Here is a 17,301-nt window from a genome sequence, read left to right as displayed (position 1 = left end):
TGTTGCCTCCACCCAATCAGGGGGAAATGGGTGGCAAACGAAGACTTGCACGTTAGTACCGACATTTTGTAGGGACTTGTTACTACCATCGTCGAATGGTTCTATAGGCCCGCCCCGGGCTACAACGGGACCATACAAAAACAACTATGTCACCGAGGTAAGAAACATGAGTGCGGCTTCTGTGTATCCCGTTCGTCCCGAGGTTGCGGCCAGTACGTTGACTGACGAGGCGACCTACAAGGCCATGTACCAACAGTCGGTGGTCAACCCGGATGGCTTCTGGCGCGAGCAGGCCAAGCGCCTGGACTGGATCAAGCCGTTCACCACGGTGAAACAGACGTCCTTCGACGATCACCACGTCGATATCAAGTGGTTTGCCGATGGCACCTTGAACGTTTCCTACAACTGCCTCGACCGTCACCTGGCCGAGCGCGGCGATCAGGTCGCGATCATCTGGGAGGGCGATGACCCGGCCGAGAGTCGCAACATCACCTATCGCGAACTGCACGAGCAAGTCTGCAAGTTCGCCAACGCCCTGCGCGGCCAGGACGTGCATCGCGGCGACGTGGTGACCATCTATATGCCGATGATCCCCGAAGCCGTGGTCGCCATGCTGGCCTGTACCCGGATCGGCGCGATTCACTCGGTGGTGTTCGGCGGCTTCTCGCCGGAAGCGCTGGCCGGCCGGATCATCGATTGCAAATCCAAAGTGGTGATCACTGCCGACGAAGGTATTCGCGCCGGCAAGAAGATCCCGCTCAAGGCCAACGTCGACGACGCACTGACCAACCCGGAAACCAGCAGCATCCAGAAAGTCATCGTGTGCAAGCGCACGGCGGGCAACATCAAGTGGAACCAGCACCGCGACATCTGGTACGAAGACCTGATGAAAGTCGCCGGCACCGTTTGCGCGCCGAAGGAAATGGGCGCTGAAGAAGCGCTGTTCATCCTCTACACCTCCGGTTCCACCGGCAAGCCCAAGGGCGTGCAGCACACCACGGCTGGCTACCTGCTGTATGCAGCGCTGACCCATGAGCGCGTGTTCGACTACAAGCCGGGCGAAGTCTACTGGTGCACCGCCGATGTCGGCTGGGTCACCGGCCACAGCTACATCGTCTACGGCCCGCTGGCTAACGGTGCGACCACGCTGCTGTTCGAAGGCGTGCCGAACTACCCGGACATCACCCGCGTTGCGCAGGTGATCGACAAGCACAAGGTCAATATCCTCTACACCGCGCCGACCGCCATCCGCGCGATGATGGCCTCGGGCACCGCCGCGGTGGAAGGCGCCGATGGCAGCAGCCTGCGCCTGTTGGGTTCGGTGGGTGAGCCGATCAACCCGGAAGCCTGGGATTGGTACTACAAGAATGTCGGCAAGGAGCGTTGCCCGATCGTTGATACCTGGTGGCAGACCGAAACCGGTGGTGTGCTGATCAGCCCGTTGCCGGGCGCCACCGCGCTGAAACCGGGTTCGGCCACGCGGCCGTTCTTCGGCGTGGTGCCGGCGCTGGTGGACAACCTCGGCAACCTGATCGAAGGCGCATCCGAAGGCAACCTGGTGATCCTCGATTCGTGGCCGGGCCAGGCGCGGACGCTGTACGGCGACCATGACCGCTTCGTCGACACCTACTTCAAGACCTTCAGCGGCATGTACTTCACCGGTGACGGCGCCCGTCGTGATGAGGATGGCTACTACTGGATCACCGGTCGGGTGGATGACGTACTCAACGTGTCCGGCCACCGCATGGGCACGGCCGAGATCGAAAGTGCAATGGTCGCTCACCCGAAAGTCGCCGAAGCGGCGGTGGTCGGTGTGCCGCACGACATCAAGGGGCAGGGCATCTACGTGTACGTGACCCTCAACGCTGGCGAAGAAACCAGCGAAGCGTTGCGCCTGGAGTTGAAGAACTGGGTGCGCAAGGAGATCGGTCCGATTGCTTCGCCGGATGTCATCCAGTGGGCGCCAGGGCTGCCTAAGACCCGTTCGGGCAAGATCATGCGCCGCATCCTGCGCAAGATTGCCACGGCGGAATACGATGGGTTGGGTGATATCTCCACCCTGGCCGATCCGGGTGTGGTGGCGCATTTGATCGAGACGCACAAGACCATGAACGTCGCCTGACGGCGATTCCGGGGTCTCTGAAAAGCCCCGCCTGGCAGTTGCCGGGCGGGGCTTTTTCATATGCCTGGCGGCTCGTTCCCACGCTCCGCGTNNGCGTGGGAACGATCAGTGTGGAAAGGTCTGCGAATAAATATCGACGTTCGGCGTCAGACCTTTCTGAACGTTACCGATGTTTCGAAATGTGTAACCAAAGGCGCCGTACCGAGGCGATGGGAAACGCCGAGCGCTGTTTCAGGGCGTTCGTAGCTGCCCGATAAAATTAGCCGACACGCTGTGCTTGCCGGATTAGAAGGGTTTGCGAATAATGGGCCCGCAATTTGCAACATGGATCGGTTTCCCTTCTTTTGCTCTTGCATGAATTTGCGGGGCTGTCAATGCGCTCGATCCGCTTTCTCGGTGCTTCTGTAATTTGTTGTCGCATTGAAGAAATATCGGCTTCGGGCCTGTCGTTAGAATGCCGATCACTCGCTCGTCGTGGCGCACGTTGAATAAAACGTTCGCTTCCTAGGACGCAGCACCCGGATTCGTTTCACCCATTCGCATATTGGGCTGTTGCTCACTCTGCCGTTTTTTGCCCTTTACCGATGGAGTCCCAAGATGAAGAAACTTGTGCTGCTTGGCGCCCTGGCGCTGTCCGTGCTCTCCCTGCCGACCTTCGCCGATGAGAAGCCTGTAAAGATCGGTATCGAAGCGGCTTACCCTCCGTTCGCCTCGAAAGCCCCGGATGGTAGCATCGTCGGTTTCGACTACGACATCGGCAACGCGCTGTGCGAAGAGATGAAGGTCAAGTGCGTGTGGGTCGAGCAAGAGTTCGACGGTCTGATCCCGGCGCTCAAGGTCCGCAAGATCGACGCGATCCTGTCGTCCATGTCGATCACCGAAGACCGCAAGAAGTCGGTTGATTTCACCAACAAGTACTACAACACCCCGGCCCGCCTGGTCATGAAGGCCGGCACCCAGGTCAGCGACGGCCTGGCCGAGCTCAAGGGCAAGAACATCGGCGTGCAGCGCGGTTCGATCCACGAGCGTTTCGCCCGTGAAGTCCTGGCCCCGCTGGGTGCCGAAATCAAGCCGTACGGTTCGCAGAACGAGATCTACCTGGACGTCGCCGCCGGTCGTCTCGACGGCACCGTGGCAGACGCTACGCTGTTGGATGACGGTTTCCTCAAGACCGATGCCGGCAAGGGCTTTGCGTTCGTCGGCCCGGCTTTCACCGACGTCAACTACTTCGGCGACGGCGTAGGGATCGCGGTGCGCAAGGGTGACGCCCTGAAGGACAAGATCAACGCTGCCATCGCCGCGATTCGCGCGAACGGCAAGTACAAGCAAATCCAGGACAAGTACTTCGCCTTCGACATCTACGGCAAGTAACACCGTCCCGCCACTCGTGCGAAATGGCGCAAGCAACAGGATCCCTGCGGTTTGCGCCATTTTTTCATCCCACTTTCGAGGACCTGAATCATGTTGAAAGGCTACGGGGCTGTCATCCTCGATGGCGCATGGTTGACGCTTCAGCTCGCCTTGTCGTCCATGGCCCTGGCCATTGTCCTGGGGCTGATCGGCGTTGCGCTGCGTCTTTCGCCGGTGCGCTGGCTGGCGTGGCTGGGCGACCTGTATTCCACGGTCATTCGCGGCATTCCCGACCTGGTGCTGATCCTGCTGATCTTCTACGGCGGCCAGGACCTGCTCAATCGCGTGGCGCCAATGCTCGGGTATGACGACTACATCGACCTGAACCCGCTGGCGGCCGGCATCGGCACCCTCGGATTCATCTTCGGTGCGTACCTGTCGGAGACCTTTCGCGGCGCGTTCATGGCGATCCCCAAGGGGCAGGCCGAGGCGGGCATGGCGTATGGCATGAACGGGTTCCAGGTGTTTTTCCGGGTGATGGTGCCGCAGATGATTCGCCTGGCGATTCCCGGCTTCACCAACAACTGGCTGGTGTTGACCAAGGCCACCGCGCTGATTTCGGTGGTGGGCCTGCAAGACATGATGTTCAAGGCCAAGCAGGCGGCGGATGCCACCCGCGAGCCTTTCACCTTCTTCCTGGCAGTGGCGGCGATGTACCTGGTGATCACCAGTGTTTCGTTGCTGGCATTGCGTCACCTTGAGAAGCGCTACTCGGTAGGCGTAAGGGCGGCTGATCTATGATCTTCGACTACAACGTCATCTATGAAGCCTTGCCGCTGTACTTCGGTGGCTTGCTGACCACCCTGAAGCTGCTGGCGCTGTCGCTGTTCTTCGGCCTGCTGGCGGCGTTGCCCCTGGGGCTGATGCGGGTGTCCAAGCAGCCGGCGGTCAACATGTCGGCCTGGCTCTACACCTACGTGATCCGCGGCACGCCGATGCTGGTGCAGCTGTTCCTGATCTACTACGGGCTGGCGCAGTTCGAGGTCGTGCGCGAGAGCTTCCTCTGGCCGTGGCTGTCCAGCGCGACCTTCTGTGCGTGCCTGGCGTTCGCCATCAACACCAGCGCCTACACCGCCGAAATCATTGCCGGCAGCCTGCGGGCCACGCCCAATGGCGAGATCGAAGCGGCCAAGGCCATGGGCATGTCGCGCTTCACGCTGTATCGCCGGATCCTGCTGCCATCGGCCCTGCGCCGGGCGCTGCCGCAGTACAGCAACGAAGTGATCATGATGCTGCAGACCACCAGTCTGGCGTCCATCGTGACCCTGATCGACATCACCGGTGCCGCGCGTACGGTGAACGCCCAGTATTACCTGCCGTTCGAGGCCTACATCACGGCCGGCGTGTTCTACCTGTGCCTGACCTTCATCCTCGTGCGCCTGTTCAAACTGGCCGAGCGCCGCTGGCTGGGTTACCTGGCCCCGCGCAAGCACTGATAACGCATCGATCCGATCGACTGCCCAACGACTGACGTTTTGTGAGAACCGACATGTACAAGCTCGAAGTCCAAGACCTGCATAAACGCTATGGCAGTCACGAAGTGCTCAAGGGCGTGTCCCTGAAAGCCGCCGCAGGCGATGTGATCAGCATCATCGGCTCCAGTGGCTCCGGCAAGAGTACCTTCCTGCGTTGCATCAACCTGCTTGAGCAACCCCATGCCGGCAAGATCCTGCTCAACAACGAAGAGCTGAAGCTGGTGGCCAACAAGGATGGCGCGTTGAAGGCCGCCGACCCCAAGCAGCTGCAACGCATGCGTTCGCGGCTATCGATGGTGTTCCAGCATTTCAACCTGTGGTCCCACATGACCGCGCTGGAAAACATCATGGAAGCGCCGGTGCATGTGCTGGGCGTGGCCAAGGCCGAGGCGCGGGAGAAGGCCGAGCACTACCTGAACAAAGTCGGCGTGGCCCATCGCAAGGACGCCTACCCGGGCCACATGTCCGGCGGCGAGCAACAGCGCGTGGCGATTGCCCGGGCGCTGGCGATGGAGCCGGAAGTGATGCTGTTCGACGAGCCGACCTCGGCGCTGGACCCGGAGCTGGTGGGCGATGTGCTCAAGGTGATGCAGGCCCTGGCCCTGGAAGGCCGGACCATGGTGGTGGTGACCCATGAAATGGGCTTTGCCCGCGAAGTGTCGAACCAACTGGTGTTCCTGCACAAAGGCATCGTCGAAGAAAGCGGCAACCCACGTGAAGTGCTGGTCAATCCGCAATCGGAGCGCCTGCAGCAATTTCTTTCGGGCAGCCTCAAGTAAATCGCTCCCGTTACGCACCGATTCAGGTCATGCTGCGCACCGCGCGCCAGGTGGTCTAATTTGGTTGCAGCCGCTTTTGGCTTTAACACTGTTTTCGCTTTGGATTGCCCGCCATGACCGCCCATCGAATTGGTTTCCTGATTTGGCCCAGCACAAAAGCCTTGACGCTGGCGCTGGCCGAGGAGGCCTTGCGTGTTGCTCAGCGGGTGCATCCGGATGTGGTCTACGAGCTGTCGTTCTTGCAGGCCGAAGCACCGACCGAAGGCGCCTGGCAACTGCCGGGCGAACCCTGGGCGGGCAAGCTCGAAGGTTTCCAGAAGCTGTTTTTGCTGGCCGATGAGCCGCCGACCGCGCTTGCCTCGCCCCTGAGCAGCGCGCTCAAGCAACTGGTGCGGGCCGGGTGTGTGATTGGTGGCTTGTCCGCCGGTGTCTATCCCTTGGCGCAGCTGGGTTTGCTCGACGGTTACCGTGCCGCCGTGCATTGGCGCTGGCAGGATGATTTCGCCGAGCGCTTTCCCAAGGTCATCGCCACCAGCCATCTGTTCGATTGGGATCGTGATCGCCTCACCGCGTGCGGCGGCATGTCGGTGCTCGACCTGTTGCTGGCGGTGCTGGCCCGGGACCATGGCGCGGAATTGGCCGGTGCGGTGTCGGAAGAGCTGGTGGTCGAACGCATTCGTGAAGGCGGCGAGCGCCAGCGCATCCCGTTGCAGAACCGTCTCGGCTCCAGCCATCCGAAGCTCACCCAGGCGGTGTTGCTGATGGAGGCCAACATCGAAGAGCCGCTGACCACCGACGAGATCGCCCAGCATGTGTGCGTGTCCCGGCGCCAGTTGGAGCGGATCTTCAAGCAATACCTCAATCGCGTGCCGAGCCAGTACTACCTGGAACTGCGCCTGAACAAGGCCCGGCAGATGCTGATGCAGACCAGCAAATCGATCATCCAGATCGGCCTGTCCTGCGGGTTCTCCTCGGGCCCGCACTTCTCCAGCGCCTACCGCAACTTCTTCGGCGCCACCCCCCGCGAAGACCGCAACCAGCGGCGCAGCAGCAGCCCGTTCGAATTGTCGTCGGTGCCGTCCGAGCGCGGTTAGGCGGCTCCGACCCGAGGGCCGGGTTGACACGAATATGACGGTCTACACAAAACAATCGTGGGAGCGGGCTTGCTCGCGAATGCGGAGTGTCAGTCGATATTGGTGCCAGCTGAACTGACGCTTTCGCGAGCAAGCCCGCTCCCACAGGGGATCGGTGTCCGACAAGGGAATTGTAGAAGCGGGCGCCTCAAACCCAGCGCCAACGTTTAAACTGCGCCTTTGCGACGCAATTTGTCGCATTGCCGTAAACCCGCGCAAAACGTGGGTTGGCGCTATAAGAAGTTGTCGCTTGGCGGCAAGGCCGGGCTGAGAACTGTCCTTACAATCCCCTCATCGCTCGCCATTTCCAGGCGGGTGTTTCTCTTCAGGAGACTCCGATGTCCGTTGAGCAAGCCGCGGTACAACGCGCCGATTTCGACCAGGTGATGGTGCCTAACTATGCACCTGCTGCCTTCATTCCGGTGCGTGGCGCCGGTTCCCGCGTATGGGACCAGTCCGGTCGCGAATTGATCGACTTTGCTGGCGGCATTGCAGTCAACGTACTGGGCCACGCCCATCCGGCGCTGGTCGGCGCGCTGACCGAACAGGCCAACAAGCTGTGGCACGTGTCCAACGTTTTCACCAATGAGCCGGCCCTGCGCCTGGCCCATAAGCTGATCGACGCGACCTTTGCCGAGCGCGCGTTCTTCTGCAACTCCGGCGCCGAAGCCAACGAGGCCGCCTTCAAGCTGGCCCGTCGCGTCGCGTTCGACCGTTACGGCAGCGAAAAATACGAAATCATCGCCGCGCTCAACAGCTTCCACGGCCGCACGTTGTTCACCGTCAACGTCGGCGGGCAGTCGAAGTACTCCGACGGTTTCGGCCCCAAGATTACCGGCATCACCCACGTTCCCTACAACGACTTGGCAGCCTTGAAAGCCGCTGTGTCGGACAAGACCTGCGCCGTGGTGCTGGAGCCGATCCAGGGCGAGGGCGGCGTGCTGCCGGCCGAGCTGGCCTACCTGCAAGGCGCCCGTGAGCTGTGCGATGCGCACAACGCGCTGCTGGTGTTCGACGAAGTGCAGACCGGCATGGGCCGCAGCGGCGAGCTGTTCGCCTACATGCACTACGGCGTGACCCCGGACATCCTCACCAGCGCCAAGAGCCTGGGCGGCGGTTTCCCGATCGCGGCGATGCTCACCACCGAAGCGCTGGCCAAGCACCTGGTCGTCGGCACCCACGGCACCACTTACGGCGGCAACCCGCTGGCGTGCGCGGTGGCCGAGGCGGTGATCGATGTGGTCAACACGCCTGAAGTGCTCGGCGGCGTCAAGGCCAAGCATGACAAGTTCAAGACCCGCCTGGAGCAGATCGGCGCCAAGTATGGCCTGTTCACCCAGGTGCGCGGCCTGGGCCTGTTGATCGGCTGCGTGCTGAACGACGCCTGGAAAGGCAAGGCCAAGGACATCTTCAACGCCGCCGAACAGGAAGGCCTGATGATCCTGCAAGCCGGCCCGGACGTGATCCGCTTCGCCCCGAGCCTGGTGGTGGAAGACGCCGACATCGACGCCGGCCTGGACCGCTTCGAGAAGGCGGCGGCGAAGCTGACGCAAGCCTGATTTCAGACTTGACCGGCTCCTGTGTGGGCCGGGCTTTGTGGGAGCGAGCCTGCTCGCGATTGGGATCGCCTCGGTCCGCCAGGCAGATCGAGGCGTCTGTATCGCGAGCAGGCTCGCTCCCACAGGAAGTCCGCTTCCAGGCTTGGATTGATGTGCAGCAAGCCCGGTATTTTTTCTCTGAGTCTCGACCTTTTGGTCGAACCCTTTATTTCAAGTTAAGGAGTGACACCATGCTGGTGATGCGCCCCGCGCAAATGGCTGATTTGGGCGAGGTACAGCGTCTGGCTGCGGACAGTCCGATCGGTGTCACTTCCTTGCCGGATGACGTGGAACGCCTGAGCGACAAGATCGCCGCGAGCGAAGCCTCGTTCGCCGCCGAAGTCAGTTTCAACGGCGAGGAAAGCTATTTCTTCGTCCTCGAAGACACCGCCACCGGCAAGCTGGCGGGCTGTTCGGCGATTGTCGCGTCGGCCGGTTATTCCGAACCGTTCTACAGCTTTCGCAACGAGACCTTCGTTCACGCCTCCCGTGAGTTGAAGATCCACAACAAGATCCACGTGCTCTCCCAGTGCCACGACCTGACCGGCAACAGCCTGCTGACCAGCTTCTATGTGGTGCGCGAACTGGTGGGCTCGCCGTGGTCGGAACTCAATTCCCGCGGACGCCTGCTGTTCGTCGCCAGCCACCCGGAGCGGTTCGCCGATTCGGTGGTGACCGAGATCGTCGGCTACAGCGACGAGAACGGGGATTCGCCGTTCTGGGACGCCATCGGGCGTAACTTCTTCGACCTCAACTACGCCGCCGCCGAGCGCCTGTGTGGGCTGAAAAGCCGCACCTTCCTCGCCGAGCTGATGCCGCACTACCCGATCTACGTGCCGCTGTTGCCGGACGCCGCCCAGGAAGCCATGGGCCAGGTCCACCCGCGTGCGCAGATCACCTTCGACATCCTGATGCGCGAAGGTTTCGAGACCGATCACTACATCGACATCTTTGACGGTGGCCCGACCTTGCACGCGCGCGTCTCGGGGATCCGCTCGATTGCCCAGAGCCGCGTGGTGCCGGTCAAGATCGGCGAGCCGGTCAAGGGTGCCGGCCGGCAATACCTGGTGGCCAATGCGCAACTGCAGGATTACCGCGCGGTGCTGCTGGAACTGGATTACGCGCCGGGCAAGCCGGTGACGCTGGACATGGAAGCGGCCGAAGCCCTGGGCGTTGGCGAAGGTGCCAGTGTGCGCTTGGTGGCGGTTTAATGAGTTTCGCGGGTGGCGCAAGCGACCCGTTTGAGGAGATAGCATGATCGTTCGTCCCGTACGCAGCAGCGATTTACCCGCTCTGATCACCCTGGCGCGCAGCACTGGCACCGGCCTGACGACCTTGCCGGCCAACGAGGAGCGCCTGGCCCATCGGGTCGGCTGGGCCGAAAAGACCTTTCGCGGCGAAGCCGGGCGCGGTGACGCCGACTACCTGTTCGTGCTTGAAGACGACGACGGCCGGGTGGTGGGGATTTCTGCCATCGCCGGTGCCGTGGGCCTGCGCGAGCCCTGGTACAACTTCCGGGTCGGCCTGACGGTCAGCGCCTCCCAGGAACTGAACATCTACCGGGAAATCCCGACGCTGTTCCTGGCCAACGACCTGACCGGCAATTCCGAACTGTGCTCGCTGTTCCTGCACGCCGACTACCGCAATGGCCTCAACGGTCGCATGCTCGCCAAGGCGCGGCTGCTGTTCATCGCCGAATTCCCGCAGCTGTTTGGCAACAAGATCATCGCCGAGATGCGCGGCATGTCCGACGACAACGGCCGCTCGCCATTCTGGGAAAGCCTGGGCCGACATTTCTTCAAGATGGAATTCAGCCAGGCCGATTACCTGACTGGCGTGGGCAACAAGGCGTTCATCGCCGAGCTGATGCCCAAGTTCCCGCTCTACTCCTGCTTTTTGTCCGAAGACGCCCGCGCCGTGATCGGTCAGGTTCATCCCGACACCGAGCCTGCGTTGTCGATGCTCAAGAGCGAAGGCTTCAGTTACCAGGGCTACGTCGACATCTTCGACGCCGGCCCGGCGGTGGAATGCGAAACCGGCAAGATCCGCGCGGTGCGCGACAGCCAGGCGCTGGTGCTGGCCATCGGTACGCCTGGAGACGACGCCACGCCGTTCCTCATCCATAACCGCAAGCGCGAAGACTGCCGCATCACCGCGGCCCCGGCGCGCTTGGCCGCGGGCACCCTGGTGGTCGATCCGCTGACCGCCAAACGTCTTCAACTCAACGCCGGCGATCAAGTGCGCGCCGTCGCGTTGTCTGCTGCTCGGGAGTCGAAATAATGAATTCGCTGTACATCGCAGGCAGTTGGCTGGAAGGCCAAGGTGACGTCTTTGAGTCGCTGAACCCGGTCACCCAACAGGTGCTGTGGACGGGCAAGGGCGCCACGGCGGCGCAAGTGGAGTCGGCCGTGCAGGCGGCGCGCCAGGCGTTTGCGGACTGGGCCCGGCGTTCGCTGGATGAGCGTATCCAGGTGCTGGAAGCCTTTGCCGCCGCCCTGAAAAGCCGGGCAGACGAACTGGCCCATTGCATCGGTGAAGAAACCGGCAAGCCGTTGTGGGAAGCCGCCACTGAAGTCACCAGCATGGTCAACAAGGTGGCAATCTCGATCCAGAGCTACCGCGAACGCACCGGCGAAAAAAGTGGTCCGCTGGGCGACGCCACGGCGGTGCTGCGGCACAAGCCCCATGGCGTGGTGGCGGTGTTTGGCCCCTACAACTTCCCTGGTCACTTGCCTAACGGGCACATCGTGCCGGCCTTGCTGGCCGGTAACAGCGTGCTGTTCAAGCCGAGCGAGCTGACCCCGAAAGTTGCCGAGCTGACGGTCAAGTGCTGGGTCGAAGCCGGCCTGCCGCCGGGCGTGTTGAACCTGCTGCAAGGCGCGCGGGAAACCGGTATTGCCCTGGCGGCGAACCCGGGCATCGACGGGCTGTTTTTCACCGGCTCCAGCCGCACCGGCAATCTGTTGCATCAACAATTCTCCGGCCGTCCGGACAAGATCCTGGCGCTGGAAATGGGCGGCAACAACCCGCTGGTGGTGGATGAAGTGGCAGACGTCGAAGCGGCGGTCTACACCATTATTCAGTCCGCGTTCATTTCCGCCGGGCAGCGCTGCACCTGCGCACGCCGCCTGCTGGTGCCGGAAGGCGCCTGGGGCGATGCCTTGCTGGCGCGCCTGGTGGCGGTCAGTTCGACTCTGGAAGTCGGTGCCTTTGATCAACAACCGGCGCCGTTCATGGGGTCGGTGGTTTCCCTGGGCGCGGCGAAGGCGCTGATGGATGCGCAAAACCATTTGCTCGGCAAAGGCGCCGTGCCGCTGCTGTTCATGACCCAGCCACAGCCCCAGGCGGCGTTGCTGACCCCAGGCATCCTCGACGTGACGGCGGTGGCCGAACGTCCTGATGAAGAGCTGTTCGGGCCGTTGCTGCAGGTGATTCGCTACAGCGACTTCCCCGCTGCGATTGCCGAGGCCAACAACACCCAATATGGCCTGGCCGCCGGTTTGCTGTCGGACTCCCATGAGCGTTACCAGCAGTTCTGGCTGCAAAGCCGTGCTGGCATCGTCAACTGGAACAAACAATTGACCGGGGCTGCCAGCAGCGCACCGTTCGGCGGTGTGGGGGCCTCGGGCAACCATCGCGCCAGCGCCTACTACGCGGCCGATTATTGCGCGTACCCGGTGGCTTCCCTGGAAACCCCGAGCCTTGTCATGCCAACTGCCCTGACGCCTGGCGTGAGAATGGCGTGAGCCCTCTTCGCGAGCAAGCCCGCTCCCACAGGGATCGCGTGAACCTTGTGGGAGCGGGCTTGCTCGCGAAGGCCGCGCCGCGGTGTTTGATCAAACGCGTTACTTGATGCCTATAAAAACCAGATTCTCGTGGAGCCTCGCTGATGAAATCCTATGAAGTCAACTTTGACGGTCTAGTGGGGCCGACCCATAACTACGGCGGGCTCTCGTACGGCAACGTCGCGTCCCAGAGCAACAGCCAGCAGTCCTCGAACCCCAAGGAAGCGGCGTTGCAGGGCCTGGCGAAGATGAAAGCGCTGATGGACATGGGTTTCCAGCAAGGCGTGCTGGCGCCGCAAGAGCGTCCTGACGTGGCTGCCCTGCGCCGGTTGGGTTTTGCCGGCAGCGACGCTCAGGTCATCCAGCAGGCGGCGAAGGAAGCGATGCCCCTGTTGGTCGCCAGTTGCTCGGCCTCCAGCATGTGGGTAGCGAACGCCGCCACCGTCAGCCCGAGCGCCGACACCGCTGACGGCCGCGTGCATTTCACCGCCGCCAACCTGAACTGCAAATACCACCGCAGCATCGAGCACCCGACCACCAGCCGCGTGCTGGGGGCAATGTTTGCCGATCAAAAGCACTTCGCCCATCACGCCGCGTTGCCGGCGGTGGCGCAATTCGGCGACGAAGGCGCGGCCAACCACACCCGTTTCTGCCGTGCCTACGGTGACGCTGGCGTGGAGTTCTTCGTGTTCGGCCGCAGTGCCTTCGACATGCGTTACCCGGCGCCGCAGAAGTACCCGGCGCGCCAGACCCTCGAGGCGTCCCGCGCCGTTGCTCGCCTGCATGGCTTGAGTGAGGAGGGCGTGGTCTATGCGCAGCAGAACCCGTCGGTGATCGATCAGGGCGTGTTCCACAACGACGTGATCGCGGTCGGCAATGGCGAAGTGTTGTTCTACCACGAGGACGCGTTTCTCGAGACCGACAAGATGCTGGCCGAGTTGAGCAGCAAGCTCGCCAAGGTCGGTGGGAAATTTCAATCGGTGTGCGTACCGCGTTCGGCAGTGACCGTCGATGATGCGGTGCGGTCCTACCTGTTCAATAGCCAGCTGCTGTCGCGCCCCGACGGCTCGATGCTGTTGATCGTGCCCGAAGAGTGCCGCGGCAACGAACGCGTCTGGCAATACCTGCAAGGCCTGACGGCCTCGGGCGGGGTGATCCGCGAAGTGAAGGTCTTCGACCTCAAGCAAAGCATGCAGAACGGTGGCGGCCCGGCGTGCCTGCGGTTGCGCGTGGCGCTCAATGAAACCGAGCTGGCGGCCGTCAACCCAGGGGTTATCATGACCGCGCCGTTGTACGACTCGCTGACCCAATGGGTCGAGCGGCACTACCGCGACCGCATGACCGAGAACGACCTGGCCGACCCGCAGTTGCTGCTTGAATGCCGCGGGGCACTGGATGAATTGACACAAATCCTTAAACTTGGCTCGGTTTATCCTTTCCAGATCAATTGAAAGCGCGCGCGACCTGACTACAGTCAAAGCAGGGCGCGTTGCCTTATCCCCAGATGAGAACGTAAAAACATGAGCGATAGCCTGCAACTGATTCTTGAAGACACCGATGGCACCCAACTGGAAACCTCCTGCACCCGCGTCGCGGTGATGTGGCAAGGCAAGGAGCTGTGGATCCAGCAGGACGGCCGCGGTCAGTTGCTGATCGGCGTAGACGTCGAGGAAGGGGACGAGGAATACGCCAACCTGTTGTTGCGTCCATTGGCGACCAACCTGGTCAGCCTGCAACTGGAAATGGAACCGGCGGACGCCGGCGACGATGACCATGTCCATGGCCCGGATTGCGGCCACGACCATTAAGGAAACCGCGCTATGCTCGCCCTCGGCAAACTGCTTGAACTGACCCTCGCCGGCCGTGAACCGGCGGAGAAGACTCAACTGACTGTCGAAGGCGTACGGATGCGCTGGTTGAGCGAGGGCGCGCTGGAGGTCAAGCCGCCCGAAGCCCGGGATAACGGCCTGGACCTGCTGCTGTCAGCCGGTATCCACGGCAACGAAACCGCGCCGATCGAGTTGCTCGACCGCTTGCTGCACGACATCGCCCGTGGGGACTTGAAGCCCCGGGCACGCATTCTGTTTCTGTTCGGCAACCCCGAGGCCATTCGGCGCGGTGAGCGGTTCGTCGAGCAGGACGTCAACCGGCTGTTCAACGGTCGCCACGAACTGAGTGGCGGCGCCGAGGCGTTGCGCGCCTGTGAGCTGGAGCGGCTGGCCGCCAGTTTCTTCAACCGGCCGGAACGCAGCCGCTTGCACTACGACCTGCACACCGCCATCCGTGGCTCGAAAATCGAACAGTTTGCCCTGTACCCTTGGAAGGATGGTCGCCAGCACTCACGGCGTGAACTGGCGCGCCTGCGGGCGGCGGGCATGGAGGCGGTGTTGTTGCAGAACAAACCGTCGATTGTGTTCAGCGCCTACACCTACGACCAGCTCGGCGCCGAGTCCTTCACCCTGGAATTGGGCAAGGCCCGGCCGTTCGGGCAGAACGACGGCGTCAACGTCAGCCTGCTGGAAACCCGCCTGCAACAGATCATCGAAGGCAACGAGCCTGAGCTGGACGAAGGGCTGGAGGGCTTGCAGCTGTTCAGCGTCGCCCGGGAAATCATCAAGCACAGCGACAGTTTCCGCCTGAACCTGCCGGCGGACATCGAGAACTTCTCGGCGCTTGAAAAGGGCTACGTGCTGGCCGAAGACATCGCCCAGAGCCGCTGGGTGATCGAAGAGGAGGGCGCGCGGATCATCTTTCCCAACCCCAAGGTGAAGAACGGCCTAAGGGCCGGGATTTTGATCGTGCCGGCCACTGACGAGAACCTGGCCTGACCCGACACAGATCCCCTGTGGGAGCGAGCCTGCTCGCGATAGCGGTCTATCAGCCAACATCGATGGCGAATGACACTCCGTCATCGCGAGCAGGCTCGCTCCCACAGTGGGGTCAGTGTTTAGACCGCTACTGCCCGCTGTTCGGTGCGACGCAAAGCCCGGGTCTTGTACAGGGTATCGGCGCAGGTCTTCGCCGCTTCCTGGCCCTTGTGCACGAAATGCTCGAAGAAGAACTTCTGGTGCTCTTCCCCGGCATGGAAGTGATGCGGGGTCAGCACCACCGAGAACACCGGCACTTCGGTTTCCAGCTGGACCTGCATCAGGCCGCTGATCACCGATTGGGCGACGAACTCGTGACGATAGATGCCACCGTCCACCACCAGGCCGGCGGCGACGATGCCGGCGTAACGGCCTGACTTGGCCAGCAGCTTGGCGTGCAGCGGGATTTCGAACGCGCCACCGACTTCGAAGAAGTCGATATCACTTTCCTGATAACCCTGGTTGAGCATTTCGGCGACGAAGCCGTTACGGCTCTGGTCGACGATTTCCTTGTGCCAGCAGGCCTGGATGAACGCGATGCGCTCGCCCGGATGGCTTTTGCTTTTGCTATCGATTGCGGTGGGTTGCATGTTCTGGTTCCTGTTTGTGTGAAAAACAGGGCGTCATGAATCGAAGGGGATTCGAGGGTACGCCGCGCACAGACAGTCGCAGTCGGCCCTTGGGTGTCAATCCCGTTCTCTCTTCATCCGGACTATGACCGTCGGCCCCGGGATCACACCGGGTCTGCTGACCTTGCCGTTACACCGCCATAGCCGTGTACCACCAAGCGCTCGCGGGCTATGCACCTTGCGTGCAATTACCGCCGGTGGGGAGTTACACCCCGCCCTGAGAACGTTTTGCCGCCACGTTTGTGACAGCGGACGATTTTTAACACAGAACCCTTGTGGGAGCGAGCCTGCTCGCGATAGCGGTCTGTCAGACAATACTGATGGCGGCTGACACTCCGGCATCGCGAGCAGGCTCGCTCCCACAGGGTTTTGTGTCTTTTCCTCCGATCTGCCTTGATTATTCATCGCCATGCCCGCAGTAATGGCGCTCAAGAGGGAAATCCTCCACCAGAACCCGAGGCCAGATTCATGAGTGTTATCGATCTTCGCAGCGACACGGTCACCCAGCCCTCCGCCGGCATGCTCGATGCAATGGCCAATGCGCCAACCGGCGACGATGTGTACGGCGAAGACCCGACCGTCAATCGCCTCGAAGCCGAACTCGCCGAGCGCCTGGGCTTTGCGGCGGCACTGTTCGTGCCCTCGGGCACTATGAGCAACCTGCTCGGGTTGATGGCCCACTGCGAGCGTGGCGACGAATACATCGTTGGCCAGCAGGCCCACACCTATAAGTACGAAGGCGGCGGGGCGGCGGTGCTGGGTTCGATCCAGCCGCAACCGCTTGAAGTGCAGCCCGACGGCTCCCTGGACCTGGCGCAGGTGGCCGCGGCCATCAAGCCCGATGACTTCCACTTCGCCCGAACCCGCCTGCTGGCCCTGGAAAACACCATGCAGGGCAAGGTGCTGCCGCTGGAGTACCTGGCCCAGGCCCGGCAATTCACACGGGAACACGGCCTGGCGCTGCACCTGGATGGCGCGCGGTTGTACAACGCGGCGGTCAAGCTGAATGTCGATGCGCGGGAAATCACCCGGCATTTCGATTCGGTCTCGGTGTGCCTGTCCAAAGGCCTTGGCGCGCCAATCGGCTCGGTTCTGTGCGGCAGCGTCGAGCTGATCGCCAAGGCGCGCCGGCTGCGCAAAATGGTTGGCGGCGGCATGCGCCAGGCCGGGATTCTCGCGGCGGCGGGGCTGTATGCCCTGGAGCATCAGGTCCAACGCCTGGCCGATGACCACGCCAATGCCCAGCGCCTCGCCGAAGGCTTGCGCGCGGCCGGCTACGAGGTCGAGCCGGTGCAGACCAACATGGTCTACGTGCAAATGGGCGAGCGAGCCGAGGCGATCAAGGCGTTTGCCGCTGAACGTGGCATCAAGCTTGTTGCTGCGCCGCGCTTGCGAATGGTGACCCACTTGGACGTCGATGCCGGGCAAATCGATCGGGTGATCGCCACTTTCATCGAATTTTCCGGCAACTGATCGCTCAAGCGGCCCAATTGACAGTTTCAA

15 protein-coding genes and 1 riboswitch are annotated in these 17,301 nt (G+C 62.2%); of the genes, 14 read left to right on the top strand and 1 reads right to left on the bottom strand.

Annotated elements, in window-relative coordinates; genetic code table 11:
* The first annotated feature begins 166 nt into the window (after positions 1 to 166).
* The 13 genes from acs (at position 167) to astE (ending at position 15,130) form a co-directional block, all read left to right on the top strand.
* Positions 167 to 2,122, top strand: a complete 1,956-nt coding sequence (gene acs, locus J7E36_RS22435) for an acetate--CoA ligase (protein WP_215008050.1) — start codon at positions 167 to 169, stop codon at positions 2,120 to 2,122.
* Positions 2,123 to 2,719: 597 nt separating this feature from the next.
* Positions 2,720 to 3,493: an ABC transporter substrate-binding protein gene (locus tag J7E36_RS22430; protein WP_215008048.1), complete on the top strand. Its 774-nt coding sequence runs from the start codon at positions 2,720 to 2,722 to the stop codon at positions 3,491 to 3,493.
* Between the two features lie 90 nt (positions 3,494 to 3,583).
* Entirely contained in the window at positions 3,584 to 4,273 is a 690-nt protein-coding gene (locus J7E36_RS22425; protein ID WP_215008046.1) for an ABC transporter permease, read from the top strand.
* Positions 4,270 to 4,968: an ABC transporter permease gene (locus J7E36_RS22420; RefSeq protein ID WP_215008044.1), complete on the top strand. Its 699-nt coding sequence runs from the start codon at positions 4,270 to 4,272 to the stop codon at positions 4,966 to 4,968. The genes J7E36_RS22425 and J7E36_RS22420 overlap by 4 nt, the downstream gene beginning before the upstream one ends.
* A gap of 53 nt (positions 4,969 to 5,021) precedes the next feature.
* The gene (locus J7E36_RS22415; protein ID WP_175363326.1) at positions 5,022 to 5,786 is read left to right on the top strand and encodes an ABC transporter ATP-binding protein; all 765 of its coding nucleotides are present in this window, start codon (positions 5,022 to 5,024) and stop codon (positions 5,784 to 5,786) included.
* A gap of 113 nt (positions 5,787 to 5,899) precedes the next feature.
* Entirely contained in the window at positions 5,900 to 6,880 is a 981-nt protein-coding gene (gene argR, locus J7E36_RS22410; RefSeq protein ID WP_215008042.1) for a transcriptional regulator ArgR, read from the top strand.
* Between the two features lie 377 nt (positions 6,881 to 7,257).
* Positions 7,258 to 8,478 carry an aspartate aminotransferase family protein gene (locus J7E36_RS22405; protein ID WP_215008040.1) on the top strand — a complete coding sequence of 407 codons (1,221 nt, stop codon included), beginning with the start codon at positions 7,258 to 7,260 and terminating at the stop codon, positions 8,476 to 8,478.
* A gap of 230 nt (positions 8,479 to 8,708) precedes the next feature.
* Positions 8,709 to 9,728, top strand: coding sequence for an arginine/ornithine succinyltransferase subunit alpha (aruF, locus tag J7E36_RS22400; protein ID WP_215008038.1), 1,020 nt, complete (start codon positions 8,709 to 8,711; stop codon positions 9,726 to 9,728).
* A 43-nt stretch (positions 9,729 to 9,771) separates the two neighbouring features.
* Complete coding sequence (gene astA, locus J7E36_RS22395) at positions 9,772 to 10,797, top strand: arginine N-succinyltransferase (protein ID WP_215008036.1); 1,026 nt, start codon at positions 9,772 to 9,774, stop codon at positions 10,795 to 10,797.
* Positions 10,794 to 12,263: a succinylglutamate-semialdehyde dehydrogenase gene (astD, locus tag J7E36_RS22390; RefSeq protein ID WP_215008056.1), complete on the top strand. Its 1,470-nt coding sequence runs from the start codon at positions 10,794 to 10,796 to the stop codon at positions 12,261 to 12,263. The genes astA and astD overlap by 4 nt, the downstream gene beginning before the upstream one ends.
* Before the next feature lie 143 nt (positions 12,264 to 12,406).
* A complete protein-coding gene (gene astB / locus J7E36_RS22385) occupies positions 12,407 to 13,753 on the top strand; it encodes an N-succinylarginine dihydrolase (protein WP_215008034.1) in 1,347 nt (448 codons plus the stop codon).
* A 69-nt stretch (positions 13,754 to 13,822) separates the two neighbouring features.
* A complete protein-coding gene (locus J7E36_RS22380) occupies positions 13,823 to 14,110 on the top strand; it encodes a topoisomerase II (protein WP_215008032.1) in 288 nt (95 codons plus the stop codon).
* A gap of 12 nt (positions 14,111 to 14,122) precedes the next feature.
* Positions 14,123 to 15,130, top strand: coding sequence for a succinylglutamate desuccinylase (gene astE / locus J7E36_RS22375; RefSeq protein WP_215008030.1), 1,008 nt, complete (start codon positions 14,123 to 14,125; stop codon positions 15,128 to 15,130).
* 119 nt (positions 15,131 to 15,249) lie between these two features.
* Here astE and J7E36_RS22370 read toward each other — a convergent pair whose 3' ends face one another.
* Positions 15,250 to 15,759 carry a 6,7-dimethyl-8-ribityllumazine synthase gene (locus tag J7E36_RS22370; RefSeq protein WP_215008028.1) on the bottom strand — a complete coding sequence of 170 codons (510 nt, stop codon included), beginning with the start codon at positions 15,757 to 15,759 and terminating at the stop codon, positions 15,250 to 15,252.
* A gap of 100 nt (positions 15,760 to 15,859) precedes the next feature.
* Positions 15,860 to 16,027, bottom strand: a riboswitch (FMN riboswitch).
* Positions 16,028 to 16,266: 239 nt separating this feature from the next.
* Here J7E36_RS22370 and ltaE point away from each other — a divergent pair.
* Positions 16,267 to 17,271: a low-specificity L-threonine aldolase gene (gene ltaE / locus J7E36_RS22365; RefSeq protein WP_215008026.1), complete on the top strand. Its 1,005-nt coding sequence runs from the start codon at positions 16,267 to 16,269 to the stop codon at positions 17,269 to 17,271.
* The last annotated feature ends 30 nt before the right edge of the window (positions 17,272 to 17,301 follow it).

Origin of the sequence: Pseudomonas fluorescens (assembly GCF_018614775.1) — a bacterium.
Classification (GTDB): domain Bacteria; phylum Pseudomonadota; class Gammaproteobacteria; order Pseudomonadales; family Pseudomonadaceae; genus Aquipseudomonas; species Aquipseudomonas fluorescens_BY.
The sequence above is the reverse complement of the archived record's forward strand: the minus strand, read 5'-3'. Positions and strand labels throughout refer to the sequence as shown.

Coding starts and splice junctions, on each gene's coding strand:
- ltaE (WP_215008026.1), top strand. CDS start 16,267: ATGAGTGTTATCGATCTTCGCAGCGACACGGTCACCCAGCCCTCCGCC.
- J7E36_RS22425 (WP_215008046.1), top strand. CDS start 3,584: ATGTTGAAAGGCTACGGGGCTGTCATCCTCGATGGCGCATGGTTGACG.
- J7E36_RS22370 (WP_215008028.1), bottom strand. CDS start 15,759: ATGCAACCCACCGCAATCGATAGCAAAAGCAAAAGCCATCCGGGCGAG.
- J7E36_RS22430 (WP_215008048.1), top strand. CDS start 2,720: ATGAAGAAACTTGTGCTGCTTGGCGCCCTGGCGCTGTCCGTGCTCTCC.
- J7E36_RS22420 (WP_215008044.1), top strand. CDS start 4,270: ATGATCTTCGACTACAACGTCATCTATGAAGCCTTGCCGCTGTACTTC.
- argR (WP_215008042.1), top strand. CDS start 5,900: ATGACCGCCCATCGAATTGGTTTCCTGATTTGGCCCAGCACAAAAGCC.
- acs (WP_215008050.1), top strand. CDS start 167: ATGAGTGCGGCTTCTGTGTATCCCGTTCGTCCCGAGGTTGCGGCCAGT.
- J7E36_RS22405 (WP_215008040.1), top strand. CDS start 7,258: ATGTCCGTTGAGCAAGCCGCGGTACAACGCGCCGATTTCGACCAGGTG.
- astB (WP_215008034.1), top strand. CDS start 12,407: ATGAAATCCTATGAAGTCAACTTTGACGGTCTAGTGGGGCCGACCCAT.
- astE (WP_215008030.1), top strand. CDS start 14,123: ATGCTCGCCCTCGGCAAACTGCTTGAACTGACCCTCGCCGGCCGTGAA.
- J7E36_RS22415 (WP_175363326.1), top strand. CDS start 5,022: ATGTACAAGCTCGAAGTCCAAGACCTGCATAAACGCTATGGCAGTCAC.
- aruF (WP_215008038.1), top strand. CDS start 8,709: ATGCTGGTGATGCGCCCCGCGCAAATGGCTGATTTGGGCGAGGTACAG.
- astA (WP_215008036.1), top strand. CDS start 9,772: ATGATCGTTCGTCCCGTACGCAGCAGCGATTTACCCGCTCTGATCACC.
- J7E36_RS22380 (WP_215008032.1), top strand. CDS start 13,823: ATGAGCGATAGCCTGCAACTGATTCTTGAAGACACCGATGGCACCCAA.